25 protein-coding genes are annotated in these 26,685 nt (G+C 60.6%); 18 read left to right on the forward strand and 7 right to left on the reverse strand.

The genetic code is table 11. The annotated features are described in order from the left end of the window. Positions 1 to 19 precede the first annotated feature (19 nt). From SB822_RS07290 to SB822_RS07320, 7 genes are all read left to right on the forward strand, one after another. On the forward strand, positions 20 to 955 hold the full coding sequence (locus tag SB822_RS07290; RefSeq protein WP_318268174.1) for a carbohydrate ABC transporter permease: 936 nt from the start codon (positions 20 to 22) through the stop codon (positions 953 to 955). Continuing rightward, the gene (locus SB822_RS07295) at positions 952 to 1,857 is read left to right on the forward strand and encodes a carbohydrate ABC transporter permease (protein WP_007581202.1); all 906 of its coding nucleotides are present in this window, start codon (positions 952 to 954) and stop codon (positions 1,855 to 1,857) included. The genes SB822_RS07290 and SB822_RS07295 overlap by 4 nt, the downstream gene beginning before the upstream one ends. 49 nt (positions 1,858 to 1,906) lie before the next feature. Beyond that, positions 1,907 to 2,887, forward strand: coding sequence for a sugar-binding transcriptional regulator (locus SB822_RS07300; protein WP_086915148.1), 981 nt, complete (start codon positions 1,907 to 1,909; stop codon positions 2,885 to 2,887). Positions 2,888 to 2,903: 16 nt separating this feature from the next. After that, positions 2,904 to 3,650 carry an SDR family oxidoreductase gene (locus tag SB822_RS07305; protein WP_410854424.1) on the forward strand — a complete coding sequence of 249 codons (747 nt, stop codon included), beginning with the start codon at positions 2,904 to 2,906 and terminating at the stop codon, positions 3,648 to 3,650. 66 nt (positions 3,651 to 3,716) lie between these two features. Next, positions 3,717 to 4,751 carry an NAD(P)-dependent alcohol dehydrogenase gene (locus SB822_RS07310; protein ID WP_042307612.1) on the forward strand — a complete coding sequence of 345 codons (1,035 nt, stop codon included), beginning with the start codon at positions 3,717 to 3,719 and terminating at the stop codon, positions 4,749 to 4,751. A gap of 55 nt (positions 4,752 to 4,806) precedes the next feature. After that, complete coding sequence (locus SB822_RS07315; protein ID WP_410854425.1) at positions 4,807 to 5,898, forward strand: alcohol dehydrogenase catalytic domain-containing protein; 1,092 nt, start codon at positions 4,807 to 4,809, stop codon at positions 5,896 to 5,898. A 137-nt stretch (positions 5,899 to 6,035) separates the two neighbouring features. Then, the gene (locus SB822_RS07320) at positions 6,036 to 6,341 is read left to right on the forward strand and encodes a DUF4148 domain-containing protein (RefSeq protein WP_410854426.1); all 306 of its coding nucleotides are present in this window, start codon (positions 6,036 to 6,038) and stop codon (positions 6,339 to 6,341) included. A gap of 24 nt (positions 6,342 to 6,365) precedes the next feature. Here the strand turns inward: SB822_RS07320 and SB822_RS07325 are convergent, their stop codons facing one another. Next, positions 6,366 to 7,904 carry a PLP-dependent aminotransferase family protein gene (locus SB822_RS07325; protein WP_410854427.1) on the reverse strand — a complete coding sequence of 513 codons (1,539 nt, stop codon included), beginning with the start codon at positions 7,902 to 7,904 and terminating at the stop codon, positions 6,366 to 6,368. A 116-nt stretch (positions 7,905 to 8,020) separates the two neighbouring features. On the opposite strand from SB822_RS07325, the gene SB822_RS07330 reads away from it, so the two are divergent. Next, positions 8,021 to 8,653, forward strand: coding sequence for an FMN-binding negative transcriptional regulator (locus tag SB822_RS07330; RefSeq protein WP_410854428.1), 633 nt, complete (start codon positions 8,021 to 8,023; stop codon positions 8,651 to 8,653). A gap of 45 nt (positions 8,654 to 8,698) precedes the next feature. Beyond that, the gene (locus SB822_RS07335) at positions 8,699 to 9,022 is read left to right on the forward strand and encodes an antibiotic biosynthesis monooxygenase family protein (protein WP_079487904.1); all 324 of its coding nucleotides are present in this window, start codon (positions 8,699 to 8,701) and stop codon (positions 9,020 to 9,022) included. Positions 9,023 to 9,173: 151 nt separating this feature from the next. Here the strand turns inward: SB822_RS07335 and SB822_RS07340 are convergent, their stop codons facing one another. From SB822_RS07340 to SB822_RS07350, 3 genes are all read right to left on the reverse strand, one after another. Continuing rightward, on the reverse strand, positions 9,174 to 9,956 hold the full coding sequence (locus SB822_RS07340) for a class II aldolase/adducin family protein (protein WP_410854429.1): 783 nt from the start codon (positions 9,954 to 9,956) through the stop codon (positions 9,174 to 9,176). Positions 9,957 to 10,061: 105 nt separating this feature from the next. After that, positions 10,062 to 10,994 carry an electron transfer flavoprotein subunit alpha/FixB family protein gene (locus SB822_RS07345; protein ID WP_410854430.1) on the reverse strand — a complete coding sequence of 311 codons (933 nt, stop codon included), beginning with the start codon at positions 10,992 to 10,994 and terminating at the stop codon, positions 10,062 to 10,064. A gap of 15 nt (positions 10,995 to 11,009) precedes the next feature. Beyond that, complete coding sequence (locus SB822_RS07350) at positions 11,010 to 11,759, reverse strand: electron transfer flavoprotein subunit beta/FixA family protein (protein WP_410854431.1); 750 nt, start codon at positions 11,757 to 11,759, stop codon at positions 11,010 to 11,012. Between the two features lie 393 nt (positions 11,760 to 12,152). Between SB822_RS07350 and SB822_RS07355 the strand changes: the two genes are divergently transcribed. The 7 genes from SB822_RS07355 to SB822_RS07385 all read left to right on the forward strand — a co-directional run bounded on the left by SB822_RS07355 (position 12,153) and on the right by SB822_RS07385 (position 20,510). Next, entirely contained in the window at positions 12,153 to 14,252 is a 2,100-nt protein-coding gene (locus SB822_RS07355; protein ID WP_410854432.1) for a hydantoinase/oxoprolinase family protein, read from the forward strand. Positions 14,253 to 14,266: 14 nt separating this feature from the next. After that, complete coding sequence (locus tag SB822_RS07360; RefSeq protein WP_410854433.1) at positions 14,267 to 15,949, forward strand: hydantoinase B/oxoprolinase family protein; 1,683 nt, start codon at positions 14,267 to 14,269, stop codon at positions 15,947 to 15,949. A 12-nt stretch (positions 15,950 to 15,961) separates the two neighbouring features. Beyond that, the gene (locus tag SB822_RS07365; protein ID WP_410854434.1) at positions 15,962 to 16,792 is read left to right on the forward strand and encodes an NAD-dependent epimerase/dehydratase family protein; all 831 of its coding nucleotides are present in this window, start codon (positions 15,962 to 15,964) and stop codon (positions 16,790 to 16,792) included. A 36-nt stretch (positions 16,793 to 16,828) separates the two neighbouring features. Next, positions 16,829 to 18,025: an NAD(P)/FAD-dependent oxidoreductase gene (locus SB822_RS07370; RefSeq protein ID WP_410854435.1), complete on the forward strand. Its 1,197-nt coding sequence runs from the start codon at positions 16,829 to 16,831 to the stop codon at positions 18,023 to 18,025. 31 nt (positions 18,026 to 18,056) lie between these two features. Next, positions 18,057 to 18,797 carry an SDR family oxidoreductase gene (locus tag SB822_RS07375; protein WP_410854436.1) on the forward strand — a complete coding sequence of 247 codons (741 nt, stop codon included), beginning with the start codon at positions 18,057 to 18,059 and terminating at the stop codon, positions 18,795 to 18,797. Between the two features lie 33 nt (positions 18,798 to 18,830). Beyond that, positions 18,831 to 19,583, forward strand: a complete 753-nt coding sequence (locus SB822_RS07380) for an SDR family NAD(P)-dependent oxidoreductase (protein ID WP_410854437.1) — start codon at positions 18,831 to 18,833, stop codon at positions 19,581 to 19,583. Between the two features lie 174 nt (positions 19,584 to 19,757). Then, positions 19,758 to 20,510, forward strand: a complete 753-nt coding sequence (locus SB822_RS07385; RefSeq protein WP_007581238.1) for a FadR/GntR family transcriptional regulator — start codon at positions 19,758 to 19,760, stop codon at positions 20,508 to 20,510. A gap of 106 nt (positions 20,511 to 20,616) precedes the next feature. Here SB822_RS07385 and SB822_RS07390 read toward each other — a convergent pair whose 3' ends face one another. The 3 genes from SB822_RS07390 to SB822_RS07400 all read right to left on the reverse strand — a co-directional run bounded on the left by SB822_RS07390 (position 20,617) and on the right by SB822_RS07400 (position 25,435). Continuing rightward, complete coding sequence (locus tag SB822_RS07390; protein ID WP_007743095.1) at positions 20,617 to 21,789, reverse strand: branched-chain amino acid ABC transporter substrate-binding protein; 1,173 nt, start codon at positions 21,787 to 21,789, stop codon at positions 20,617 to 20,619. A gap of 293 nt (positions 21,790 to 22,082) precedes the next feature. After that, positions 22,083 to 23,405: an IS5 family transposase gene (locus tag SB822_RS07395; RefSeq protein WP_410854438.1), complete on the reverse strand. Its 1,323-nt coding sequence runs from the start codon at positions 23,403 to 23,405 to the stop codon at positions 22,083 to 22,085. 365 nt (positions 23,406 to 23,770) lie between these two features. Further along, on the reverse strand, positions 23,771 to 25,435 hold the full coding sequence (locus tag SB822_RS07400; protein WP_410854439.1) for an alkaline phosphatase family protein: 1,665 nt from the start codon (positions 25,433 to 25,435) through the stop codon (positions 23,771 to 23,773). 340 nt (positions 25,436 to 25,775) lie between these two features. On the opposite strand from SB822_RS07400, the gene SB822_RS07405 reads away from it, so the two are divergent. Both SB822_RS07405 and SB822_RS07410 read left to right on the forward strand, forming a co-directional pair. Beyond that, positions 25,776 to 26,060: a DUF4148 domain-containing protein gene (locus tag SB822_RS07405; protein ID WP_007743100.1), complete on the forward strand. Its 285-nt coding sequence runs from the start codon at positions 25,776 to 25,778 to the stop codon at positions 26,058 to 26,060. A gap of 239 nt (positions 26,061 to 26,299) precedes the next feature. Further along, positions 26,300 to 26,685, forward strand: a 386-nt coding sequence (locus SB822_RS07410; protein WP_410854440.1) for a transposase, incomplete at its 3' end; no start/stop codon positions are given.

Below are 26,685 nucleotides of genomic sequence, written 5' to 3' on the forward strand. Positions count from 1 at the left end.
ACGCACCACGGGAGCATCGATGTTGAACAGCACTGCTCGACCCGGTAACGGCATGACACCGGCAAGGCCCCGCTCGCGGGTGCGCTTGCCGGGTTCGGCCGCGTTCTGGTTTCTGATTCCGGCGATCTTCACGCTGGCGGTAATCGGCATCTATCCGCTGCTGCTGGCGTTGTACAACTCGTTTCATCAGTACAAGCTCGCGGATCTGGCGTCGGGCACGCCGTTCATCTGGTTCGACAACTACATCGCGACGCTGAGCGAGCCGTCGTTCTGGGGCGCGCTGGGACGCACGGCGCTGTTCCTGTGCGTGACCTTGCCGATCGAAGTCGCGCTCGGACTGTTCGCCGCGCTGATGCTCCATCGCACGACACTGCCGTGGATGCGCACCATTGCGCGTGTCAGCCTGGTGATTCCGATGGCGACGACGTATGCCGTCGTCGGCCTGATCGGGCGGCTCATCTTCAACCGGCAGTTCGGTGTAGCGAACTACATCGGCGGTCTGGTCGGCATGCCGCCGCAGGACTGGCTCGCCGATCCGACGCTCGCGTTCGTCTCGGTGATGATCATGGACATCTGGCAATGGACGCCGTTCTGCGCGCTGATTCTGCTGGCGGGCCTGACGATGGTGCCGAAGGAAGCCGAAGAAGCCGCGCGCCTCGAAACGCCCAGGTGGAGCAAGATTCTGTGGCATCTGCAGCGGCCCTATCTGCTGCCCGGCCTCACGGCAATCCTGATCCTGCGTTCCGCCGACATGCTGAAGATGTTCGACGCCGTCTTCACCATGACGCGCGGCGGGCCGGGCACCGCGACGGAGTTCATCAGCGTGTATATCCAGCGCGTCGGTTTCCGCCTGTTCGATCAGGGCATGGCGTCTGCGCAGGCGATCCTGCTGCTGATCCTGACCATCGTGCTGTCGCGGCTCTATATCCGCTTCGTCTATCGGGAGGCCGCGTGAACGCACCTTCGACGCAACGCGCGAGCGGCGACGCCGCGCTGCCCGGCAACCCCCGCCTGACGGCACGCGCACGCCGTGCGCGCAGCGCGCGGCGCAACGCGACCGCGTGGCATTTTCTGGGGCTGCTGGTCGTATTCCTCTCGTCCGTGTTTCCGTTCTACTGGATGGTGACGACGAGCCTGAAGAGCCAAGCGGAAGCGCTCGCCTATCCGCCCGTGTGGCTCTTCAAGCCGACCTTCGTGCATTACGTGGAAGCGCTGTTCACGCATGAAGTGGGCGGCAGCCTGATCAACTCGCTGATCATCGCGAGCAGCACGACGGTGCTGTCGATCCTGCTCGGCACCCCCGCCGCGTATGCGCTCGCGCGCTATGAATTCCGCGGCAAGGAAGACCTGTGGTTCTGGTTCATCTCGAACCGCATGGTCAGTCCCGTCGTGCTCGCCGTGCCCTTCTTCCTGATCGCGACGAAGCTCGATATCGTCGATACGCACCTCGTGCTGATCCTGCTGTACATCACGTTCTCGCTGCCGATCGTGATCTGGATCTGCACCGACCAGTTTCGCAACATCCCCGTCGAGCTCGACGAAGCCGCGCGGCTGGACGGCGCTTCGCCGTGGCGCATCTTCTGGCGCATCAATCTGCCGCTGGCGATGCCGGGTATCGTCGTGTCGGCGATCTTCGCTTTCATCTTCTCCTGGAACGACCTGCTCTACGCACTGGTGCTGACGCGCACCGACGCGATCACGTCGCCCGTTGCCGCCACCAGCTACATGAGCGGTTACGAGCTGCCGTGGGGCGAGATCATGGCGACAGGCACGCTGATCGTGCTGCCGATGGTCGTGTTCGCGCTGCTCGTTTCGGGCCGGCTCGTACAAGGGCTGACGATGGGCGCAGTGAAGTGACGCTCTGGTATAACCGCGTGTTGCTTTTCATTCGAACACAAAACGATACATGACCAAGACCGCCCCACTCGTCACGATGCCGGAAGCCGATGTTGCCATCGATGCCGAAGAGGAATTGCAGGCGCGCGTCGCGTGGCATTACTACATCGGCAATATGACGCAGCAGGAAATCGCGCATCTGATCGGCAGCAACCGCGTGCGCGTGAACCGGCTGCTCGCGGCGGGCCGCGAATCGGGCCTCGTGCAGATCACGATCAACAGCCGGATCGCGCCGTGCATCGCGCTGGAGCAACAGCTCGTCGAGCGATTCGAACTCGACGACGCGGTGGTCGTGCCGACGGGCATCAGCCCCGAGGCGAACATGGCCGCGCTCGGCATCGGGGCGGCGGGTTGCCTCGTCAAGCGCATCACGGAAGGCGCGACGGTCGGCATCGGCTGGGGTCGCACGATACGCGCGGTGCTGCGTGCCATGCCGCAGCGCGCGTATGGCGCCGTCAACGCCGTGTCGCTGCAAGGCGGCCTGTCGCATTGCCCGAGCATCAACACGTTCGACATCGTCTCGGACTTCGCGAATCTCTGCCACGCCGACGCTTATCTGTTCGCGGCGCCTATTTATGTCGGCAGTCAGAAAACGCGCGATCTGATCCTTCAGGAAGAAACCGTGCGTAGCACGTACGAACTCGCGCGCAATGCCGATCTCGCGCTGCTGACCTGTGGCGACCTGACGGAATCGCTCGTCGTCACGTACGGAATCTCGAAGCCCGACGATCTGCGGACCTTGCGCAAGGCGGGTGCGATCGGCGACATGCTCGGCCATTTCATGGATGCGAACGGCGACCCCATCGATCATCCGCTCAACCGCCGCACGGTCGCGATCTCGCTCGACGATCTGCGCAAGATCGAGGACGTGGTGCTGGTATCGGGTGGCACGAAGAAGTTTCATGTGACGCGCGCCGCGTTGCGAGGCCGCTATGCGTCGGTGCTCGTGACGGACGAAGACACGGCGCGTCGTCTGTGCGACGAACCTTGAATACTTAGGGACCGCAATGTCCACGCACGACGACCCTCGGCAGTTCGACGGCAAGACAGTGCTCATCACGGGCGCGGGCAAAGGCATCGGCCGCGCGACGGCGCAACTGCTGGCGCAGCGGGGCGCGCGCGTGATCGCGCTGAGCCGCTCGGCCGCTGATCTGCGAACGCTCGAAGTCGAGATCGGCTGCACGACGCTATGCGCCGATCTCGGCGATGCAAGCGCGGCGCGCAGCGCGGCAGAAGCGGCGCAGCCCGTCGATCTGCTCGTCAATTGCGCGGGCATCGTCGAACTGCAACCGTTTCTCGACACGAGCGTCGACGCCTTCGACGCCATCATGGCCGTCAACGTGCGCGCCGCGATGATCGTCGCGCAGCAATGCGCGCGCAGCATGATCGGGCGCGGCGTGGCCGGTTCGATCGTCAATGTGTCGAGCCTGTCGGCGACCGTCGGCTTGCCGCTGCATGCGGCCTATTGCGCATCGAAAGCCGCGCTCGACGGCCTCACGCGCGTGATGGCCGTCGAACTGGGTCCGCACGGCATCCGCGTGAACACAGTCAACCCGGTCGTCACGATGACGCCGATGGCCGAGAAGGCATGGAGCGATCCAGAGAAGTCCGCGCCGATGCTCGCGCGCATTCCGCTGAAGCGCTTCGTGCAGCCGCTCGAAGTGGCACGCACGATCGCTTATCTGCTCAGTGACGAGTCGGCCATGGTGAGCGGCGTGAGCCTCGCCGTGGACGGCGGCTTCCAGGCCGGCTGAACCCGCGTGGCACGTGCCGAACGACGTGCTCCGTAAATCACACTCTCTCTTGCGAAAGGAACGATGATGGACGCATTGGTACTCGAAGGCGCACAACGCATCAGCCTGCGGCCGTTCAGCCTGCCGCAGACGGTTGGGCCGCGCGACGTGCGCATCCGCATCCATACGGTCGGCATCTGCGGCAGCGACATCCACTACTACCAGCACGGACGCATCGGCCCCTTCGTCGTCAACGAGCCGATGGTGCTCGGGCATGAGGCGGCAGGCACCGTCGTGCAGGTCGGCGACGAAGTGCAGCATCTGAAACCCGGTGACCGCGTCTGCATGGAGCCCGGCGTGCCCGACATGGATTCACGCGCATCGCGCGAAGGGCTCTACAACCTCGACCCGAAAGTGCGCTTCTGGGCGACGCCGCCCGTGCACGGCTGCCTCGCACCGTTCGTCGTCCATCCCGCCGCGTTCACCTACAAGCTGCCCGACAACGTGAGCTTCGCCGAAGGAGCCATCGTCGAGCCGCTGTCGATCGGACTTCAGGCCGCGAAGAAAGCGGCCATCAAGCCAGGCGACGTCGCCGTCGTGCTGGGCGCCGGCACGATCGGCATGATGTGCGTGCTCGCGGCGCTGGCGGGCGGATGCAGCCGCGTGATCGTCTGCGACATGGTGCCGGAGAAGCTCGCGTTGATCGGCAGCACGCCGGGCGTGACAGCCGTCAATATCCGCGAAGCATCCGTCAGGGAAGTCGTGCGGCGCGCGACGGACGACTGGGGCGCGAATATCGTGTTCGAAGCGAGCGGCAGCGAGAAAGCATTCGATGGCATCGTCGATCTGCTGTGCCCCGGCGGCTGCCTCGTGCTGGTCGGCATGCCGCAGCATCCCGTACCGCTCGATATCGTCGCGTTGCAGATCAAGGAAGCGCGCGTCGAGTCCGTGTTCCGATACGCGAATATCTTTCCGCGCGCGATTCAACTGATCGCGTCGGGACGCATCGACGTCAAGCCGTTCATTTCGCGCTCGTTTGCTTTCGCAGACGGCATCAAGGCATTCGAAGAAGCGGCGAGCGGCAATCCGACTGACGTGAAGGTGCAGATCGTGATGGAGTGACCGCGCAAGCGATGCGGGTTGCCCGTTTGCCAACGAAACCAGCGTGAGGTGCAGCATGAACGCGACGGAAGATGCAGCGTCAGCCATGACGGCGATCGTTTGCCGTGCGCCGAAGGACTATCGCGTCGAGGAGGTGGCGCGCCCGCGCGCCGGGCGCAATGAACTGGTGATACGCATTGCCGCTTGTGGCATCTGCGCGAGCGACTGCAAATGCTGGTCGGGCGCAAAGATGTTCTGGGGCGGCCCGAATCCGTGGGTCAAGGCGCCTGTCATTCCGGGCCACGAGTTCTTCGGCTATGTCGAGGAACTCGGCGAAGGCGCGGCGGAGCATTTCAATGTCCAGCTGGGCGAGCGCGTGATCGCCGAACAGATCGTGCCGTGCGACAAGTGCCGCTATTGCAGATCGGGCCAGTACTGGATGTGCGAGGTGCACAACATCTTCGGCTTCCAGCGGGAAGTCGCCGACGGCGGCATGGCCCAGTACATGCGCTTTCCGCCGACCGCCATCGTCCACAAGATTCCGCTTGGCGTATCGTTGGAAGATGCGGCGATCATCGAACCGCTCGCCTGTGCGATTCACACCGTCAATCGCGGTGACATCCAGCTCGACGATGTCGTCGTGATCGCAGGTGCAGGACCGCTAGGCCTGATGATGGTGCAGGTCGCGCATCTGAAAACGCCGAAAAAGCTGGTGGTGATCGATCTGGTCGACGAGCGTCTCGCGCTCGCGCGGGAATACGGCGCAGACGTGACGATCAATCCAAAATCCGACGATGCACTCGGTGTCGTCCGGTCATTGACCGATCAGTATGGTTGCGATGTGTATATCGAAACGACGGGCTCGCCGTCAGGCGTCACGCAGGGACTGGATCTGATCCGCAAACTCGGGCGCTTCGTCGAGTTCTCCGTGTTCGGCAGCGATACGACGACAGACTGGTCGATCATCGGCGACCGTAAGGAACTCGACGTGCGCGGCGCGCATCTCGGCCCGTATTGCTACCCGATCGCCATCGATCTGCTCGCGCGAGGGCTCGTCACGTCGAAGGGGATCGTCACGCACGGCTTTACGCTGGAGCAATGGGACGAGGCGATCAAAGTCGCGAATTCGCTCGATTCGATCAAGGTCCTGCTCAAGCCGAAAAACTGAAGCGCAATGTGCGAAGGCCTTCCCTGAACTCCCGGCCGCCATAAAATCATGTGTGTGATGGCGTTGACCCGAAAAGGATCAGGTCATCACTTGCACGGGTAAAGCCGGCTACGTCGATTCACCTAAGGGAAGACCACATGAGGAACTCAAAGATCCGCGCGTCACTGCCAGCGTTGGCGCTCCTGCTCGCGGGCTGTGCCGCGGGCGGCATGCCGGGAGGCGCAACGCATCTGAGCGCCGCACAGTGCCGCGACCTGACCGAGCTTCGAAACAATGCGCCCCTCACCCGCGAGCGCAATCTCAGCGAACTGGCAGCGCTCAGGCAAGCGGGTTACGACCCATCACGGTGGTTCGATCCGTACTATCCGGAAGATCTGCAGGCTGCGCAGGATCAGGTCGATCGCTGGTACCACGCTGAGTGCCAACAGGCCCAGGTAAGATGAGCCTGCGGTTTGCATTCATGGCGATTACCCGCTGCCCGACACCGCATGACCGGGCTTTCTTTTGCCTGCTTTTCTTTGCCGCGGTGTACCCGCGATGACTGCCGCCAGGCGTTGAGCAGCGGCATTCATCTGCTCGCTGCTAAACCCTCCAAAGCCAAGAACAAGACCGGGGCGTCCCGTCTGCGGCGCGAACATGGGCGACACTGCACGTACCGCGACGCCCTCCCTGGCGGCGCGCTCGACAACCTCCCGGTCGTCCAGCCCGTCTGCGAGCCAGAGTACGAGGTGCATCCCCTGATCGCCGGGCTCGATCCACGCGAGATCAGCGGGGAGCAAAGCTTCGATCGTATCGATCAGTTGACGCCGATGTTCGGAGTAGACATTTCGAACCTTGCGTATGTGCCGCTCCAGATGTCCTTCCGCCATGAAGGCGGCGAGCACGTGCTGATCGGCAGTTGGCGGGTGGCGATCCATGAGCACGCGTGCACCGCAGAACGCATCGACGAGCTTGCGCGGGACGATCAGATAACCCAGTCTGAGGGACGGAAACAGAATCTTGCTGAACGTACCAAGATAGATCACGCGGTCCGGAGCCAATCCTTGAAGGGCCGGAAACGGATAGCCCTCGTAACGTAGCTCGCTATCGTAATCGTCCTCGACTACCCAGGCATCACTGCCGCGTGCCCACGCGAGCAAGGCCGTGCGCCGCGCCATGCTCAAGGGCATCCCCAAAGGATACTGATGGGACGGCGTAACGAATGCCGCGCGTGCGTGCGGGGCCATGTTTATGCCAGCCTCGACATCAAGACCCTCGGCGTCAACAGGCACACGGATCACGCCCTCGCGATAGCCGATGTTTTCCATGATGGCGGTGACGCCACGGTAAGCGGGGTTCTCGACCCACACCTGATCGCCCGGACCAAGCAGGACCTGACTCGCGAGAAAAAGTCCCTGTTGGGTACCGCTGGTCACAATGACCTGGTCTGCCTCACACCGCACGGAGCGGGACCTTCGCACATAGGCCGCGATCGCTTCGCGCAGGGGTAACGCGCCCAACGGATCGGCATATCCCGTGGGCGCGCCCGGGCCCCTTGCGCGCAACCGGTTACCCAGGCGACGCCAGATATCGCCGGGCGCGGTCAAACCGACCGGGACAGATATCGCGAAGGGCATAGGCTCAAGCGGACGGAACTCTCGTGCAATCTGGGCGAACGCCAGGGCGCGCCCGGGTAGCCCGGACTTCGGTGCCGGCTCCAGTATTGCCTCGGGTGTGCTGACCGGCTGCGACCCCGTCAGGGCTTGCGCGACATGGGTTCCCGCTCCCGCTTTTGATTCCAGAAAGCCCTCGGCAAGCAATTGCTCGTAGGCCTCGATCACCGTCCCTCTTGCAACGTGAAGCGAGGCAGCGAGCGAACGCGATGACGGTAATACGTCTCCGGCTCGCATGCCTCCCTTGCGCACCGCCTCCCGCAGCGCCTCGGCAATTTGACGGCTCAGATTGCCCGCCGTGCGATCGAGCGCCCCGAGGGACGGCATGTCCGCGGCTCGCGCAGTTCTCGCCATAATTCTGGCTCACTATAAATTTAACAAACTGGTCCTTCAGGATAAACCACTTTTACAGCAAACTGGAAGGGTCGCAGTGATACCAGCCAACCGCCCTTAGCAGCCAGAGACAGCGCATGTACGTACCAGCCCACTTTGCCGAAACCCGAAAGGAAGTTTTACATTCCCGCATCGTTCAACACCCGTTTGGCACGTTGATCACTCACGGGAGCAGCGGACTAGACGCCAATCACATTCCGTTTGAACTTGCAGCAGAGGACGGCGAACTGGGCGTGCTGCGCGCGCATGTGGCGCGGGCCAACCCGGTATGGCAAGAGGTGGCGAACGGCGACGAGGTGCTGGTCGTCTTCCATGCGGGCGACGCCTATATTTCTCCGAACTGGTATCCGAGCAAGCACGAACTGCACAAACAGGTGCCGACCTGGAATTACATGGTGGTGCATGCGCACGGCCGCATTACGATTCTCGATGATGAGCGCTACGTGCGAGGCGTAGTGGGCCGGCTCACGCGCACACATGAGGCATCGGAACCGAAACCGTGGAAGATGGGCGACGCACCGAAGGACTACGTGGATGCGATGGTAAAGGCGATCGTTGGTGTTCAGATTGAGGTCACGCGTCTTGTTGGCAAGAGCAAGCTCAGTCAGAACAAGGAGGCACGGGACATCCAGGGTGCGGCCGAAGCACTCAAGTCGAGTGGCGAATCCCAGCTTGCCGATGCAATGCTCGCCGGGGTTCCGACGAAGTAGTGATACAGAGCGGTCGGCTTCACTCAACACTCATCAGAAAGCCCAATGTACTCTTCCACCTTCATTTTTCGGGCCGGTCAATACGACGAGGCGTTCCATGAACTCGATCGACGGATTGCCGAAGTGGCGCGATCCATACCGGGATATGTGAGTGAGGAGACGTGGGAAAACGCCGGTGAAGGATTGATCCAGAACGTCTACTACTGGGAGTCGGAAGAGGCATTGCTACAGCTCATCAGGCATCCCGTCCACGTCGAGGCGAAAGCGAAGCAAAGTCGCTGGCTGGATGGCTATCGGGTGATCATCGCGAGGGTGATTCGGGAGTATGGCGATGGCCGGCTCGTGAGGCGGCTCCACGGCCATCAGTAAGAGACAAGTCTGGAAAGCAATCGTCTCTTCCAGACGAACGCGGACTTCTGCGCCGTGCCTGAAGCACGCTTCGCGGTGACCCGTCGACAAATGGTGCACCCCGCGTTCAGCACGCCAACCCAGTGAGAAAGGAAACCGCAGCCCCTTCAGATCAAAGCCGATAGCTCCCGCCATCACGCTCGAGCAGTCGCAACAGCGCCGTCCATTCTCGGTCCAGATGCACCGTATCGAGGTAGGCATAGTCGTCGTGCTGTTTAGCAGCGTGTTCACAAACTTCGGGCGAAGGAATCACAACCTTCTGCCCCGCCGACAGCGTCGCAACCTGGATTTCGCATGCCTTGTTGAGGTAGTACATACGCGTGAACGCTTCGGCAACCGAACGCCCCGTCGTCAGCAAGCCGTGATTGCGCAGAATCAGATAGTCCTTTTTGCCGATCGACGCGACGATCCGTTCACGCTCATCGAGTTCGAGCGAGATGCCTTCATACTCGTGGTAGGCAACACGGTTATAGAACTGCATGCTGATCTGGTTCAGCGGCAGCAGACCGCATTCCATCGCGGCCACTGCCATGCCGTACGTGGTGTGCAGATGAACGACGCACTCGACGTCGTGTCGCGCCTGATGCAGCGCGCTATGAATCGTAAAGCCGGCCGCGTTCACTTCGAAACGGTCGTCTCCGATCGGATTGCCATTCACATCGATCTTCACCAGCGACGACGCGGTGATTTCGTCGAAGAACCAGCCGTGCGGATTGATCAGAAACTGGTCGTCGGTGCCGGGCACCCGCGCCGAAATATGCGTGTAGATCAGATCGGTCAGTTCGAACTTCGCTGCGAGCCGATAGGCAGCGGCGAGCTGGACACGCGTATCCCATTCCACCTGCGAAATATCCCGTGGTTTGCGGTTGATGTGCGGATCAGTGGTGGAAATCATGCTGAATTCTCTCCAGGTCTATAAATTGCAAGAACGTGGCCAGGCAGCACATCGGTTGGATGCATGGCTAACCGTGGTTCGCATAGTTGTTGGGTGAAAGAAAATCTACAGTTCGGCAACGAGCGACGGCACTGCGCTGAACAGATCGCCAACCAGACCGTAGTCCGCGACGCTGAAAATCGGCGCTTCCTCGTCCTTATTGATCGCGACGATGACCTTCGAGTCCTTCATGCCCGCCAGATGCTGGATCGCGCCGGAAATGCCGACCGCGATGTACAGTTGCGGCGCGACGATCTTGCCGGTTTGGCCGACCTGATAGTCGTTCGGCACGTAGCCAGCATCGACGGCTGCGCGCGATGCGCCCAACGCGGCCTGTAGTTTGTCTGCCAGCGGCTCCAACACTTGTGTGTAATTCTCGCCACTTCCGAGACCGCGCCCACCCGAAACAACGATGTTCGCCGACGTCAGTTCCGGACGGTCCAGCTTCGTCACTTCACGGCTCACGAACTGCGAGATGCCTGCGTCAGCCGCTGCGTCGATCTTCTCGATGGATGCGCTGCCGCCTTCTGCTGCAACGGGATCGAAGCCAGTTGCACGCACTGTAATGACCTTGATCGGGTCTTGAGACTGGACCGTAGCGATCGCGTTGCCTGCATAGATCGGGCGCTCGAATGTATCGGCGCTGACGACAGCCGTAATCTCGCTGATCTGCGCGACGTCGAGTTTCGCCGCAATGCGCGGTGCGACGTTCTTGCCGTAGGCCGTAGCCGGCGCGAGGATGTGCGAGTAATCCTTCGCGATGGTCAGCAACGTCGCCTCGACGTTTTCCGCGAGGCCTGCTGCCAGTTGCGGCGCGTCAGCGAGCAGCACCTTCGCAACGCCCGCCACCTTCGCTGCGGCATCAGCCGCGCCTTGCGCGTTGTGGCCTGCAACCAGCACATGAACGTCGCTGCCAATCTTTTGCGCGGCAGCAACCGTATTGAGCGTCGCTGCCTTTAGCGCCGCGTTGTCGTGTTCAGCAATTACCAGAATCGTCATGTTCTTTCCTGTACCTCAGAGAACTTTGGCTTCGGTCTTGAGCTTCTCGACCAGCGTCTTCACATCGGCCACCTTCACGCCAGCCGAGCGCTTCGGCGGCTCGCTGACTTTCAGGGTCTTCAGACGCGGCGTGACATCGACGCCCAGATCTTCGGGCTTCACGGTTTCGAGCGGCTTCTTCTTCGCCTTCATGATGTTCGGCAGCGTCACGTAGCGCGGCTCGTTCAGGCGCAGATCGGTCGTGATGACTGCGGGCAACGTCAGCGACAATGTTTCCGCACCACCATCGACTTCACGCGACACCGTCGCCTTGCCATCCGCCACCACAACTTTCGATGCAAACGTCGCCTGCGGCAGATTCGCCAGCGCAGCGAGCATCTGGCCCGTCTGGTTGGAATCGTCGTCGATGGCCTGCTTGCCGAGAATCACCAGTTGAGGCTGTTCCTTGTCGACCAGTGCCTTCAAAAGCTTCGCCACGGCCAGCGGTTGCAGGTCTTCACCAGACTCGACCAGAACCGCACGATCCGCGCCGATCGCCAGCGCCGTGCGCAGCGTTTCCTGACACTGCGCGACACCGCAAGAAACAGCAACAACCTCGCTGACAACACCCGCTTCCTTCAAACGCACGGCTTCCTCGACGGCGATTTCGTCGAACGGATTCATCGACATCTTCACATTCGAAATATCGACGCCCGTGTTATCCGACTTCACGCGAACCTTCACGTTGTAGTCGACCACTCTCTTGACCGGCACCAGAATCTTCATCCCTTGCAACTCCGCTATTCCGCACCACACAAAAACGGCGAAAAATTGGAACTTAGAAAATTTTTCGCCTATAGGTATAGTCACTCATGCGCACCGGAAGGCACCTCGCTCGAGCTCGACAAAATCCGAATATTCCCTTATAAATCAATGCAATATATGGAAAAAGCAAGCGTCGGCATCGATCCGGAAGCACAAAGTTAATTTGTTCGTGTTGACAGCACTGTAGGACGTCACTCATCATATGTCAACGATCAAAAAATAACCGGTTCGACGCTGTTGGAGACGGATGGCAAAGACCTGGACTGGACGGCCAAAACGCCATCCAGAGTGCATCACCCAAATTGTTTCGCCGGGCACGCCCCGGCGCATGTCATGGATTTAAACAGGAGAGTCATGGTGGCCAGTCACGACAAGGCGCGAGTGGGTGTTGATATCGGTGGAACCTTCACCGACGTTGCGCTGGAACTTGGTGGAGAACTCTTTTCCACCAAGATCCTCACGGATTACACGGCGCCCGAGCGCGCCATCATCAAAGGCATCGGCATCGTCGCCGACAAGGCTGGCATCGCGCTGAAGGACATCGGCGTCATCATCCACGGCACCACGCTCGCCACCAACGCACTCATCGAACGACGCGGGGCGAGAACGGCCTTCGTCACCACGCAAGGGTTCCGCGACACGATCGAAATGCGGACCGAAAACCGCTTCGAACAATATGATCTGAATATCAAGCTCCCGCCTCCGCTGATCGAACGCTGCGATCGTTTTACGCTCGGCGAACGTATCGACGCGCAAGGCGGCGTCCTGCTCGCGCCGACGGAAGCCGAGATCGAGACCATTGTCGATCGCATCGAACGAGGCGGCTATGAAAGTGTCGCCGTCGGTTTCATTCATGCGTATGTCAATGGTGTGCACGAACGTATGGTGCGCGAAGCGATTGAACGGCGTCTGCCGCATGTCTCCGTGTCGATTTCGAGCGAGGTATCGCCGCAGATTCGGGAGTTCGAACGGTTCAACACGGTCTGCGCCAACGCGTATGTGCGCCCGATCATGAAGTCCTACCTGGACCGCCTGCTCGGTAAGGTCCGTGAAGCCAGCGCGCTTTGCCCGATCTTCATCATTCATTCGGGTGGCGGCATCGTCTCGATCGAAAGCGCATCCGAGTTTCCCGTGCGTCTCGTGGAGTCGGGCCCTGCTGGCGGCGCGATTTTCGCTGCGCATATCGCTGCACGCTACGATCTGAATACCGTTCTCTCGTTCGACATGGGCGGCACGACTGCGAAAATCTGCCTGATCGACGATCTGACGCCGAAGACGGCCAACACCTTCGAAGTCGCGCGCACGTATCGCTTCAAGAAAGGCAGCGGCATGCCGATCTCGATCCCCGTTGTGGAAATGGTGGAGATCGGCGCGGGCGGTGGTTCGATTGCATCGCTCGACGTGATGCGTCAGATCCGTGTCGGCCCGCACAGTGCCGCATCCGAACCCGGCCCCGCCTGCTACCAGCGCGGCGGCACGCAGCCGACCGTCACCGATGCCGACCTGTTGCTGGGCCGCCTCGATCCCTCCAACTTTGCGGGCGGCTCGATCCAGCTTTCCACCGACAACGCCGCGAGCGCGATGCTCAGCGAGGTAGGCGGCTCGATCAACCTCAATGCCGAGGAAACGGCTTACGGCGTAGCCGAAGTCGTCGACGAGAACATGAGCAATGCCGCTCGCGTGCATGCCGTCGAAAGCGGCAAGGACATCAGCGGCTACACGATGATCACGTTCGGCGGCGCGGGCCCACTGCACGCCGCGCGTCTGTGCGAAAAGAGCGGCATCAGGAAGTTCATCGTGCCGCCCGGCGCGGGCGTTGGCTCGGCGATCGGTTTTTTGCGCGCGCCGTTCGGCTATGAAAGCGTGCGTAGCGCCAGCATGCGCTTCAATGACTTCGACGCCGACGCGCTCAACAGGATCGTCGATCAGTTGAGCACGGAAGCCGTGCATTTCGCGCGGCAGGGCTCGGGTGAAGCCGAGCCCGTAGTCGAAATCAAGGCCTTCATGCGCTACGTCGGTCAAGGCTGGGAAATTCCCGTGACCATTGCGCACCGCCGTTTCACTGCCGACGATCGCACGACCTTCACGGAATCGTTCACCAAGGCTTATACGCAGTACTTCGGCCGTCCCATCGATGGTCTCGACATTGAAATCGTCAGCTGGGCCGTCAAGGCAAGTTCGCCGCTGCCGCCTGTCGAACGTCTGCAACTCGTGACGTCCCGCGACGCGGTGGTCGCGCCGAAGTCTCGCAAGATCTTCGATGCAGCGCTGCATCGCTTCGTCGATGCGGCCATTGTCGAACGTGCGTCGCTGAAGGTCGGCGAAAGCGTGACGGGCCCCGCGATCATCGTCGAACCCGAAACGTCGACGCTCGTCACGTCCTCCTTCGATGCGACGGTGCAGCCCGACGGCTGTCTGCTCGTGGTCGCCAAAGAACTGAACGCCGCCCAGTAATCAGGAGTAGAACCATGTCTCTCAGCAATCTCGACACCATTCACATGCAGGTGATGTGGAACCGCCTGATCTCCGTCGTCGAAGAACAGGCGATGGCCCTGATCCGAACGGCGTTCAGCACCAGCGTGCGCGAGGCAGGCGATCTCTCGGCCGGTATCTTCGACAAGCGCGGCCGCATGCTCGCGCAAGCGGTCACGGGTACGCCGGGTCACGTGAATACGATGGCCGAGGCAGTCGGACATTTCATGAATGCAATCGGCGTGGACCGGATGTACGAAGGCGACGTCTACCTGACCAATGATCCCTGGAAAGGCACTGGCCACCTGCACGACTTCACGGTCGTGTCGCCGTCGTTTCTCAATGGCGAACTGATCGGCTACTTCGCGAGCACCGCACACGTGGTGGACATCGGCGGTCGCGGCTTTGGTCCAGACTCGCGCGAAATCTATGAGGAAGGCCTTTTCGTCCCGATCATGAAGCTGATCGAGCGTGGCGAAGTCAACCGCGACCTGATCAATATCGTGCGCAACAACGTGCGTGAAGCCGACAAGGTCGTGGGCGATCTGTACGCGCTTGCCTCGTGCAATGAGACGGGTCACAAGCGCCTGCTCGAGATGCTCAAGGAATTCAATCTGAAGGATGTCGAAGGCATTGGCGAGTTCATTCTTGCGCGCAGCCGCGAAGCGACGCTCGAACGTATCGCTGCGCTGCCCAAGGGCGTCGAGACCAACGATATGACGCTCGACGGATATGACACACCCGTCAAGCTCAACGTCACGCTCACCGTCGGCGACGATCATCTGCTGGCGGACTTTGCGGGCACGTCGCCGGCGAGCCCGTTCGGCATCAACGTTCCGTTGCTGTACGCCAAAGCCTACGCGTGCTACGGCCTCAAATGCATCATCGCGCCCGAAGTGCCGAACAATGCCGCGTCGCTCGAACCGTTCCGCGTTCAGGCACCCGAAGGCTGCATCCTCAACGCGCAACGTCCCAGCCCCGTTGCCGTGCGTCACGTGCTGGGCCACTTCGTGCCCGATCTGGTGCTGGGCGCGTTGCACAAGATTTTGCCGGACCGCGTGCCCGCTGAAGGTTCGGGTGCACTCTGGAACCTGCATGTCAGCGCACGTCCCGTGCGCGAAGATTCAGGCCTGAAAGGCAGCGAAATCCTGATGTTCAACAGCGGCGGCACGGGCGCGCGCGCTGAACTGGATGGGCTATCGGCCACGGCGTTCCCGAGCGGCGTGCACGCGATGTCGGTCGAAGCGACGGAACAGGTCGGGCCGATTGTCGTGTGGCGCAAGGAAATGCGCTCAGGCTCGGGCGGCGCCGGCAAACTGCGCGGCGGTCTGGGCCAGATCGTCGAGATTGGCCCACGCGCCGGCTATCACTTCCGCTTCAACGCGATGTTCGATCGCATCGATCATCCTGCGCGTGGACAGTCCGGCGGCAAGTCGGGCGCGCCAGGACAGGTCACGCTATCGGACGGCACGAAGATGAAGGGCAAAGGCACGCAGACGGTCGCCGAACATGAACGCGTCGTGCTGTCGCTGCCTGGCGGCGGCGGCGTCGGTGCGCCCGCCGAACGCGAACGTGAAGCCCTGATTCGCGATATTCGCAACGAGTACATCTCTGAAGCTCAGTTGCGGGACGACTACGGTGTCACGCCCGACGCCCTGAGCGCATCGAACAACCAGTAAGGAGCCACCCACATGACCGACATTACCAAGCCTCCGTTCAAGAACATCCTGATCACGGGCGCCGGCGGCGCGCTGGGCTCCGTGCTGCGCGAGTCGCTGCGGCCGTATGCGGAAACGCTCAGTCTGAACGAACGCAAATCATTGGGCGAAGTGCGCGAGAACGAAAAGCACTTCATCTGCGATCTTGCCGACCGCGATGCCGTGTTCGACATGCTCAAGGGCGTCGACATGGTGATCCATATGGGTGGCGCGCCGCGCGAGAACACGTTCCAGGTGATTCTGGATTCGAACATCGTCGGCAGCTACAACATTTACGAAGGCGCACGGCAGGCGGGCGTCAAGCGTGTCATTTATGCGAGCTCGGTGCATGCAATCGGCTTTTACGAATGCACGCAAACTATCGATGCCAACTCGCCGCAACGACCGGACAGCCTGTACGGCGTCAGCAAGACCTTCGTCGAGAACCTGTCGCGCTACTACTTCGACAAGTTCGGCATCGAATCGGTTTGTTTGCGCATCGGCTCGTGCTTCCCGAAACCGGTTGACCGCCGCATGCTGGCGACATGGCTCTCCTACGACGACTTTTCGCATCTGTGCGTCCAGTCGATCATGACGCCGAGCGTCGGTCACATGATCGTTTATGGCAATTCGAACAACAGCGCGAACTTCTGGGACAACACGCAGGCTGGCTATCTGGGCTTTCGTCCGAAGGACTCCGCCGATGCGTATCGCGCCGAAGTCTATGCGAACACGCCTGTAGGCGACCCGCGACATCCCGCCGTGCGCTTCCAGGGCGGTCAGTTCGCTGCCGACGGCCACTTCGAAGACCCGAAGACGAAGTAAGCGCCGCTACTTGACCGACTTTCTGGAAACACTGAGATGGCACAGCAAGCATCAAAGCAGCACTACGACGTCGTGATCGTGGGCGGCGCGGTCGTCGGCAGCGCGACCGCGTATTTTCTGGCGAAGAACCCGGACTTCAACGGTTCGGTTTTGGTTGTCGAGCGGGACTGGACCTATGCGCAATCCGCGACGGCTCTGTCGAGTGCGTCGATCCGCCATCAGTTCTCGAACCCGCTGAACATCAGGATCTCGCAGTTCGGCACCGAGTTCATCCGCAACTTCCACGAACTCGTTGCGGTCGAGGGCGACGCACCCGAACTCGGATTCAAGGAAAACGGCTACCTGTACCTTGGCGATGCAAAAGGCGCGGCGATGTTCGAGCGCAACCACGCGACCCAGCGCGAAAACGGCGCCGATGTCGTGTTGCTCGATCAGGACAAGTTGAAAGCGCGCTTCCCTTGGCTGAATACCGACGGACTGGTCAACGGCGTCTATGGACAAAGCGGTGAAGGCTGGTTCGACAGCTACGGGCTGCTTCAAGGTATGCGGCGCAAAGCCCGCTCGATGGGTATCGAATATATCGAAAACGAAGTGGTCGATGTGGTGCGCGAAGGCGACAGGATTACGGGTGTGACGCTCAAGAGCGGCGAAACTATCGGGTGCGGTCTGATGGTGAATGCCGCAGGCACGCGCGGACCCGCGATGGCCCGTCTTGCCGGACTCGAGATTCCCGTCGAGCCGAGAAAGCGCTGTCTGTTCGTGTTCGACTGCCGCACGCCGCTGCAAGGCACGGTGCCGCTCACCATCGACACGACGGGCATCTTCTTTCGCCCCGAAGGGCAGTATTACCTGACGGGCTGCTATCCCGATCCCGACCCGCTGGCGGATGTGAACGACTTCGACGTGATCCATTCCGAGTTCGAAGAAGTCATCTGGCCCGCGCTTGCTGAGCGCGTGCCCGCGTTCGAGGCGATCAAGGTCGTCAACGCGTGGGCCGGCCACTACGACTTCTGCATGCTTGACCACAATGCGATAGTCGGACGGCATCCGCAGGTCGAGAACTTCCTGTTTGCCAACGGATTCAGCGGACATGGTTTGCAACAGTCGCCCGCCATCGGGCGCGGCCTGAGCGAGCTGATCACGTACGGCAAATACCGGTCGCTCGATCTTGCACCGCTCGGCTATGAACGCGTGGTCGAGAACAAACCTTTCCTCGAAGAAGGCGTGATCTGAGTGCGTCGCCCATTGACCAAAGGCAGATAACATGACTTCCCATTCCTATCAGACCGCGCTGGTCACTGGCGCGTCCAGCGGCATCGGGCGCGCGATTGCACAGCGGCTCGTCAACGACGGGTTCAAGGTCTACGCACTCGGCCGCGACGCCAAAGCGCTCGATGCACTCGCAAGCGAGTGCGACGTCACGCCGATCGCTCTCGATCTGCAGGACACGACGCCGTTGCGAGATCTGTTTGCGCGCACCGAAATCGACGTCGTCGTCAATAACGCGGGGCTGCTACCGGCGCTTGCAAAGTTCGCTGAGAGCGAACTTGCGGATATCGACCGCATGATCGATATCAATCTGCGCGCGCCGCTGCGCCTTGCGCACATGGCGCTCGGCGGCATGATCCAACGCAGGCGCGGGCATCTGTTCTTCGTCGGCTCCAGTGCCGGGCGATTCCCGCATCCGAACACCGCCGTCTATGGCGCGACGAAGGCCGGCATCAGCATGTTCTGCGATTCGCTGCGTTGCGATCTGCTCGGCACGAAGGTTCGCGTTACGGAGATCGCACCTGGCCGCGTGCAAACGAGCCTCTATCGCACGGCGCTCGGCGCGGAAGGCGCGAACGAAAAGCTGTACGACGCCTATCGCTCGATTCAGCCTGAAAACATCGCCGAACTGATCGCGACGGCCATCGCGCTGCCGGAAGCTGTCGACGTGTCGCGCATGGAAGTTTTCCCGACCGATCAGGCAGCAGGCGGCTCGCAGATCGTCTCAGTCAAGTAATCCACGTACAGCCCTACAGGACATATTCGAATCATGAAGAATCAACGAGTCGTTATCGTCGGCGGCGCTTCCGGCCTTGGCCTGTCCGTCGCCAAACTGATGCTCGCAGACGGCGCGCAAAGCATTGCGCTGATCGACAAGAACGGTCCGCTGCTCGACGAAACCGTGGGCGCGCTGAAGGCGCAAGGTCACACGGTTTTTGGCGCGGTCGGCGACATCACGCGCAAGGACTCCGCGCAGGAAGTGTTTCGCACGGCGCTCGCAGCGCTGGGCCGCGTCGACTGCCTGATCAACAGCGCGGCCATTTATCCGCGCCGCCCTATCCTCGACATCTCCGATGACGAGTGGGACCTGGAAAACGCCGTCAATATCAAGGGCACCTATCACATGATGGTCGCTGCCATCGAACATATGCGCAGCCGTGCGAAGGTCGAGCCGCATGTCGCGGGCCGCATCGTCAACATCACATCTGTCGATGCGTTCAAGGCGCATCCGCAGAACGCGCATTACGCGGCGACGAAAGCCGCTGTCGTGAGCCTGACGAAATCGTTCGCGCAGGAAGTGGCGAAGGACGGCATTCTCGTGAACTCCGTCGCGCCCGCCGGCTTTGCGACCGACAAGGCAAAGAAGGCAGGCTTCCTCTGTGAACTCGCCGCTGCCAATCCGCTGGGCCGTGCGGCCGAACCCGAAGAAATCGCGCAATGGGTCGTCATGATGGCAAGCGCGCGCAACACCTATGCGACGGGCGAAAACGTCATCGTCAGCGGCGGTTATATCTACGCTTGAGTCACATCAAGAATTCGCCCCGCCCCGTTCGCGGGCGGGCAACGACGCGGCCGCGACTGTGGTAGAGTCATAATATGTCATACGGCGCAGGTCAGACCCGTTCCACCCACGCCGGCGCGGTACGCCTGCAGCCGAGAATTGCAGAGCACTCCTGATCCGGTGTGAGTACACGGAATGACTCTGGACGCTGAAACCCTCCTTAAGAACGCGGCGAGCACTGGCAAGCGCCGCAGCCTGACCGAACTGGTCATCCAGGCACTGAACGACAAGATCGACCGCGGCGAATATGCGCCCGGCGCCAAGCTTCCGACCGAACCCGAACTCTGCAATGAATTTAGCGTCAGCCGCACTGTCGTGCGCGAAGCCGTTGCATCGCTGAAACTGGGACGCCGTCTCATTGCCCGTCACGGCGTTGGTGTGTTCGTTTCGGAGACACCTGGCCAATCCGGTGAAATGGGCTTTATCGACACCACGACGCTGAACAACTCGATGCATGTGCTCGAACTGCGTATCGGCGTCGAGACGGAATGTGCGGCCTATGCGGCGTTGCGCCGGTCAGAGCATCATCTCCGGGCGCTCAAGGAAGTGTATGCACGCATGGAAATCGTTGCCGCGGACGATGAAGCTGAATGCGCACGCGCGGACTTCGAATTTCATCTCGCTGTCGCCACCTGCTCCGAAAACCCGCACTTCACTTCGATTCTTCGCTCGCTTGGCCAGGAGATCATCATCGACCTGCGTCTCAAGCACGCAAAAGCGAACGCCAAGGAACGAAAGACGTACATCAGGCGCATTCAGCGTGAGCACGCCGATATCCTCGACGCGATTGAACGGCAGGATGAGACGGCAGCGCGGCGCGCGATGCGACGTCATCTGAACGAGAGTCTGGAGCGCTATCACCATCTTTCGAGTACGCGCAGCGAGTAATCAGGCGCTTCGTGTTCGCGCCTTCTCCACGAACAAACGCCGGATGAATGGTGCGTCGCGTAACGCTACCAATCATCCGGCGTTCTGATTCGAACACGGCGGCCCGTCAGTTCTGCAAGGCCTCAACCTTGTCGCCGTACGCGACCGCTTGCGGCACCCACTTCCCGCCGATCACCTTGTAGAACGTCGCTGCGGGATCTTTCATATCGCCGTTTTGCATGAAAGCGATATTGCCCGACACCCCCTCGAACGCAACCGATTTGATGAGTGGACCGTACACTTTCGGGTCGGTCGAGTTCGCTTTCTGCATCGCGTTGATCAGAACCCACGTCGCGTCATACGCGGAAGGCGAGTAAGCCACGACGCCTTCGTTGTACTTCGCCTTCATCTTGTTGTCGAACTCCTTGCCGGCCTTCAGCCTCGACAACGGTACGCCGTAGTCCCATGAAACGGCACCCTCGGCGCTATCGCCCGCGACCTTCAGGAACGTCTCGTTTTCGAAGCTGCCGCCGCCGAGCAAGGTCGCCTTGATGCCGAGCTGCCGCATCTGCTTGATCAGCATGCCCGCCTGTTGATCGAGTCCGCCCCAGAAAATGACATCCGGGTTGAAGGACTTCATCCGCGTGAGCTGGGACTTGAAATCAACGGCCTTATCGGTCGAAAACTCGCGATCGACGATTTTCCCGCCTGCCGCTTCCACGCCTTTGACGAACTCGTCTGCCATGCCCTGCCCGAACGCCGTGCGGTCGTCGATCACGGCAATGCTCTTGCCCTTCAACGCCTGAACGGCTGAATGGCCCGCGAGCTGGCCCATCTGCGAATCGGAGTTGGTGACACGAAATACCGTCTTGAAGCCCTGCGATGTGAGCATCGGATTCGTTGCCGTGGGCGACACCATCGGGATACCCGCGTTGTAGTAGATCCGCGAAGCCGGAATGCTCGTGCCTGAATTGAAGTGACCCACGATCCCCGCGACCTTCGAGTCGACCATTTTCTGCGCGACCTGCGAGCCCATGCGCGGGTCACCCTGGTCATCTTCTGCATCGATTGCGAAATGCACCGGCTGCCCTCCGATGACGAGTTTCTTCGCGTTCGCGTCGTCGATTGCAAGCTCGACGCCGCGCTTCAGATCGACCCCGTAGTGAGCGGACGCCCCCGTCAACGGGGCGGCGAAGCCGATCGTCACGTCCCCCGCGTGAGCGGCCGGGGCGACGAGCAATGCCCCGGCGGCCAGGCTCGCGGCGAACACGATACTTTTGAGTTGATACGGGATGTTCATCTGATTCCTCTGCGAATTTCGACAGGTTGAAAAAGAGGTGTCAGGTCTGGGCACGCCCGCCCCAGCTCGGTGCGAACCACCGGCCACGCTTCGAAACCCGACCGCATGCCTATCAAGGTATTAGGTGAGACGTCATATGTCAATGGATCAAAAAGGCCAGCCGGACCAGGGTTTTCGAGAGGCATCGGAGAGCGGCCCGCGATGCGTTCAGGTCGCGCCGGGTGGCGGAACCTGCTTCGGGGCATTGAAGGTACTGAGTCGCCCCTGAATAATGCGTTTGCCCGGCGGTGGGGTCATGCGCCGGGCATGATTCGGACGAGAGTGGTAAGCGAAGCAGCAAGAATGAGGGCGTAAAAAACCTTCAGCTTCCTGAGGATCATTCGTAGGTTGTGACCGGCGCCGCATAACACCGCGTGCATCGCGTCGCCGAGCACTCCCTTCAGCCAGTTCCGATCGAGTTTGCCATCTGTCTTCATGTGGCCGATCGCTGGCTCAATCGCGCTGCGCCGTCTGATCATCGCTCGTAATCCCCGCGTGATGCCTCGCCTCAACCCCGGGTGGTAGATCTTCACACCTTCGATGTCTACGCCCTTGTATCCACGATCCACGACGGCGATTTCTGGCGTGACGTCGCTCAGGATCGCCGCCTGTTCGAGCGCTTCTGCAAGTGTGTGGCCGTCGTATGGATTGCCTGGCATCGAGCGCATGCCAACGACCAGGCCCTCCCTGTGCGTCGTCGTAATCGACACCTTCACGCCGAACTCGTAGGGCGTGCGCGCCTTGCCCTTGGCCAGGCACTCTACCTCCGGCGCATGCAGAGCGTAAAGCTTGGTTTTGTCCTTTGTCTTTTGCGACAGGATCCGCTTTGTGCGACCAATCAGTTCCTGCAGGACCCCGCGACTGCCTTCGGAGACCGCATCAATCTGCCGCTCGACGTCACGCATCACCCGACCCACACGCGAGCGCAGTGTGCGCAACACTTTCTTCATGCGTTTGTACTGCTTGGCATGGGCATAGCGGCCTATCTGACGCGCCAGGTGCGGCGCCTCGCGGTTGTAGTTCTGCCTCAGTTTCAGGCCGTGCCGTGCTGCAGCCTTTACCAGATGTTCGCGACACCGCTCAAGCAACCGCGAATCGGTCGGATGGGCAACCGCTTTCTGCATGACAGTTGTGTCAACGATCACGCGCTTGACGCTCGCGGCCTTGATCACGCCGGCCCGTTTGGCTGCGTCGATCGTTTCGGCCAGCAACTCTTCAACACCAGCCTCGCCCAGCCGCTTGCGCCAGCGCGTCAGGCTCGACGGATCGATCGGCGGTTCGGTCTGCAAATACGTCTCGCCGGTGAACACCTGCCAATAAGGATTTTCCACCCATTGCCAGACGACTTCTTCGTCGGACAGGTCAAATGCGTGCTGCAGATACAGCAGACCGGCGACTAGCCTGGGTGATGTTGCCGGGCGTCCCTTGCGCGACACGAAGCTCTCGCTCATCGCCATGCCCAGCCGATTCCAGTTGATCAGGTCAGCCAGCCGCACCAGCGGATGTCTCAGATTGATCTGCTCGCGCAGCGGCTGCCGGAAGAAATCTCCCTCTGTCACAGGCGTCTTCGGACCCATCCGCACCTCGTCAGAATTTGCAGGATTTAGGCATCAATATGCCAGGTCTCTGCAAATCCCACAATGCCATTTCGGCCTCGGAGCCTTACCGCATAAGCTTTCGCGGATTGTTCAAGGCCGACTACTGAGGGGTTTCTGCGGGGAACGTGCGGGACGATCGTCACACCGATACGCTTTCATCGCGCATCAGGGATGGGGCCACCCTCAAGGGCAGCCCCTATTCTCATTGTTGAACCGATGCCCGGAATCGCCGCTTTGTCAGCGACACGATGCGCCACGCGACTGAGTCGAAGTAAAGCGCACATGGGAGATGCGCAATCTTCAATTGCATGCAAGGCGCCATCGATAGGCATCAGCCATTCCGGTCAGTCATCCTCTCCCAGTCCCGGTAGCGGCCGGGTGCCCTCCAAACGTACGGAGTGCAACGATGCCGGGTCCAGGCCGAGTGCACGCAAGATAGTGGGTGCAACCTGCGTGGTGCTTACGCGGCGATCGACATGCCGCTCATGGTGATGTCCATCGGGATACGCGACGATCAGACCCAGATGACTGTCGTCCGGCGCGTTCCCGCCATGCTCCTCGTCTTTCGCTTTGCTCGATGTGTAAATAACACCGGGGTTGGGTTGCACGATGATATCGGGCGTGCGTCCGTCTGCCGGGTCGCCAAATAGCGCCGCGAGCCGCGGTCCTGAAAGGATGTACGCCTGCGGCCCGTCCGCGCAGATTCCTGGCGCATTACAACCAAGGTTGGCCTTCAGCGTCGACACGACATCCTGAACCTGGCTCTGATCCCGCAACCAGATGAGACCGACATCGTCGGTTTGCGCGAGGCCTGTGCCGACCAGACCCGTCCCGTCATTCAGGTTCCCCGTCGTCGTACTATTTTGTCCAAAGTGGCCGTTCGGATCGAGGTAGTTATGCGCTTCGAGCAGGTTCACCAGCGTGTCGCCGTTCTTGACCAGCTTGGTGTGGTCGCTGGGCGACTGGCCGTGCTTGGCCGTTACGACCACCATCGTCGACTTCGCGAGATCTCTCGACTTCAGCGCATCGACCATCTTTCCGAGCGCATCGTCAACGTAGCCGATAGCAGCCGCCACCTGCTTGCCCGGCGTAAAGCTCGCGTCGAGATAGCCGCCGCCAGACGCGACGGGCGCCTTCTGCGCAACACTCAATGTCTGAAAATTCGTACCGAACAAGGTCGGCACAGCGGCGTTTTGCTGGCCCGTCGAGTCCTTGCCGTCGATCTCATTGATGATGGACTGAACATGCAGGTTATCGAACTGTTCAGTATGCGCGTACACGTCGGTGTAGTTCGTGCCCGTCGCCGGATCGATCGAATTGATCTCGGTACGCGACAGATCGTCGACGCCCTTGCCTGACGGACCATTTAGCCAGTCGTAGCCCCACGCATGCTTGTCGGCCCATGCCGTACGGGCACCATGGAAATGCTGCTTGACGGCCTCGAAGATCGTATTGGTCTTCACATAGTTATGTGGATAAACAGGCACGCACACGCCATTTGTCTTTGCATATGGAATCGCTTGCGGATTAAAAGCGCCTCCTCCATCGAGATGCGTAAGCGCCCCGCCGTTCTCTGCATCTATTCCCGTCGTTTCGTCGAATACGACATTCCAACCCTGCTTGCCCTGGCAAGTCGGATCTGATGGCGCGTAAAGCGTGCGATCGTACGAAACGTCATAGAACAGTCCCGCCGATTTCGGCAAGCCGCCCGTCACGAGTGCCGCGAGGCCAGGAAACGAGTCGGAGAGACCGGGTGTATAAGCATTGGTGTACGTTACGCCGGACTTCGCCAGCAAAGCCATATTCGGACACGTGTTAGCGGCGATGCAACGTGCCACATCCTGCTCGTGGAGACCGTCCACACTGATCAGCAAAACATGTCGCACCTCAGTGTCGCGCCGGTCGTGATCGTGACCATGCTCCTTATCATCGCCAGCATGAACGACCATCGGAACCGCAATCGTTGCCGCCAGGATGCCTGCTCCCATTTGCCTGATAAGACGACTCATCTTCACCTCACTGAATGTTTTGAATTCGAAGTTATTACAGCGAGGTAATGTGCTCGTTTAATACGTCGTCAAGATGACCTTTCCCTTTCGTTTTGCCCAATTCATGAGAATGAAAATCATGATCCACAAAGAGAACTTTAGCGCCGAGTAATTCCGCAAAGTACTTCGGATAGGAGTATGTCATCGAACTCGCTAATGTGGCCCACTGAATATATCAAAAGATCGAGCGTCAATAACACGATAACGAATTCGTAATTAGACGGTCAGTGCTGCGATAACTCACGTCACTAGAATGCTCTTCGTGGAAACAACCACTTCCTCAATACTTAGGAGGGTCATCATGAAGCTACCAGCCTTGTTCGCGGTCACCGTGCTCGGCCTTGCATTCGGTGCGAATGCCTTTGCACAAGCAACTACGCACGGCATCACGCGTGCCGAAGTGCATGCACAACTTGTCGAGGCGCAGGCAGATGGGTTAGTGCCTGTTCCCAAAAACGACTATCCGCCATCCGCCGATACCATCGCACGGAACAAGGAGCTGTATGCAATCCAGCATCATCAATCCGCCAGCGATACCGCATCCTCAACCGGGAACGTGACAGCCCCGCGCGCTGCCTCCGACTGACCGCGTGTGAGCGAAGAGATCATCGTTACCGCGACGGGCATCACGCCCGTCGCTATTCGCACTATAAAGAAGGCTCAATCTGGCGAAATAATCCGGCGATAGAATCGACCCACGGGTACGGCGTTGTTGCATAAATCGGTGTACCGCGCGCCGATCTGACGTTTACGCGCAACGGTAGTGACGGCACCCCTGTTAACTTCGGGGTGAACTGCGTACATTCTCGATTTTTGCCCGGGAAGATGCGCAAAGACGATCGCAAGAGGCAGGAGCCCAAAGGGGTTTATCGAGTCAGGAACTGGGCTGAGTACAACGCGGGCTTGATCGCGAGAGGCGATGTGACCATGTGGATTGACGAAAGCGTCCTGACGCACGTGCCCGGGAAGGATTCGTCCAGACGTGGCCGGCCATGCGTTTATGCTGACGCAGTGATTCAGATGCTGCTCGGGTTGAAACAGGTGTTTCGCCTGCCGCTGCGGGCGCTTCAGGGTTTCGCTCAAAGTCTGCGCGCACTTGGCTTCGCCGGGCTGCCGGTACCGAACTACACGACACTGAGCCGTCGCGCGCAGGAGTTGAAGGTCGCGTTGCCCGCGATCCGCAACGGCGAGCCGCTGCATCTGCTTGTCGA

Source organism: Paraburkholderia sp. SIMBA_054, assembly GCF_046534875.1.
Classification (GTDB): domain Bacteria; phylum Pseudomonadota; class Gammaproteobacteria; order Burkholderiales; family Burkholderiaceae; genus Paraburkholderia; species Paraburkholderia hospita.

Bases quoted from the DNA above. Each gene is read 5' to 3' on its own strand.
- SB822_RS07290 (WP_318268174.1), top strand. From the start codon at position 20: ATGTTGAACAGCACTGCTCGACCCGGTAACGGCATGACACCGGCAAGG.
- SB822_RS07300 (WP_086915148.1), top strand. From the start codon at position 1,907: ATGACCAAGACCGCCCCACTCGTCACGATGCCGGAAGCCGATGTTGCC.
- SB822_RS07305 (WP_410854424.1), top strand. From the start codon at position 2,904: ATGTCCACGCACGACGACCCTCGGCAGTTCGACGGCAAGACAGTGCTC.
- SB822_RS07310 (WP_042307612.1), top strand. From the start codon at position 3,717: ATGGACGCATTGGTACTCGAAGGCGCACAACGCATCAGCCTGCGGCCG.
- SB822_RS07315 (WP_410854425.1), top strand. From the start codon at position 4,807: ATGAACGCGACGGAAGATGCAGCGTCAGCCATGACGGCGATCGTTTGC.
- SB822_RS07320 (WP_410854426.1), top strand. From the start codon at position 6,036: ATGAGGAACTCAAAGATCCGCGCGTCACTGCCAGCGTTGGCGCTCCTG.
- SB822_RS07325 (WP_410854427.1), bottom strand. From the start codon at position 7,904: ATGGCGAGAACTGCGCGAGCCGCGGACATGCCGTCCCTCGGGGCGCTC.
- SB822_RS07330 (WP_410854428.1), top strand. From the start codon at position 8,021: ATGTACGTACCAGCCCACTTTGCCGAAACCCGAAAGGAAGTTTTACAT.
- SB822_RS07335 (WP_079487904.1), top strand. From the start codon at position 8,699: ATGTACTCTTCCACCTTCATTTTTCGGGCCGGTCAATACGACGAGGCG.
- SB822_RS07340 (WP_410854429.1), bottom strand. From the start codon at position 9,956: ATGATTTCCACCACTGATCCGCACATCAACCGCAAACCACGGGATATT.
- SB822_RS07345 (WP_410854430.1), bottom strand. From the start codon at position 10,994: ATGACGATTCTGGTAATTGCTGAACACGACAACGCGGCGCTAAAGGCA.
- SB822_RS07350 (WP_410854431.1), bottom strand. From the start codon at position 11,759: ATGAAGATTCTGGTGCCGGTCAAGAGAGTGGTCGACTACAACGTGAAG.
- SB822_RS07355 (WP_410854432.1), top strand. From the start codon at position 12,153: ATGGTGGCCAGTCACGACAAGGCGCGAGTGGGTGTTGATATCGGTGGA.
- SB822_RS07360 (WP_410854433.1), top strand. From the start codon at position 14,267: ATGTCTCTCAGCAATCTCGACACCATTCACATGCAGGTGATGTGGAAC.
- SB822_RS07365 (WP_410854434.1), top strand. From the start codon at position 15,962: ATGACCGACATTACCAAGCCTCCGTTCAAGAACATCCTGATCACGGGC.
- SB822_RS07370 (WP_410854435.1), top strand. From the start codon at position 16,829: ATGGCACAGCAAGCATCAAAGCAGCACTACGACGTCGTGATCGTGGGC.
- SB822_RS07375 (WP_410854436.1), top strand. From the start codon at position 18,057: ATGACTTCCCATTCCTATCAGACCGCGCTGGTCACTGGCGCGTCCAGC.
- SB822_RS07380 (WP_410854437.1), top strand. From the start codon at position 18,831: ATGAAGAATCAACGAGTCGTTATCGTCGGCGGCGCTTCCGGCCTTGGC.
- SB822_RS07385 (WP_007581238.1), top strand. From the start codon at position 19,758: ATGACTCTGGACGCTGAAACCCTCCTTAAGAACGCGGCGAGCACTGGC.
- SB822_RS07390 (WP_007743095.1), bottom strand. From the start codon at position 21,789: ATGAACATCCCGTATCAACTCAAAAGTATCGTGTTCGCCGCGAGCCTG.
- SB822_RS07395 (WP_410854438.1), bottom strand. From the start codon at position 23,405: ATGGGTCCGAAGACGCCTGTGACAGAGGGAGATTTCTTCCGGCAGCCG.
- SB822_RS07400 (WP_410854439.1), bottom strand. From the start codon at position 25,435: ATGAGTCGTCTTATCAGGCAAATGGGAGCAGGCATCCTGGCGGCAACG.
- SB822_RS07405 (WP_007743100.1), top strand. From the start codon at position 25,776: ATGAAGCTACCAGCCTTGTTCGCGGTCACCGTGCTCGGCCTTGCATTC.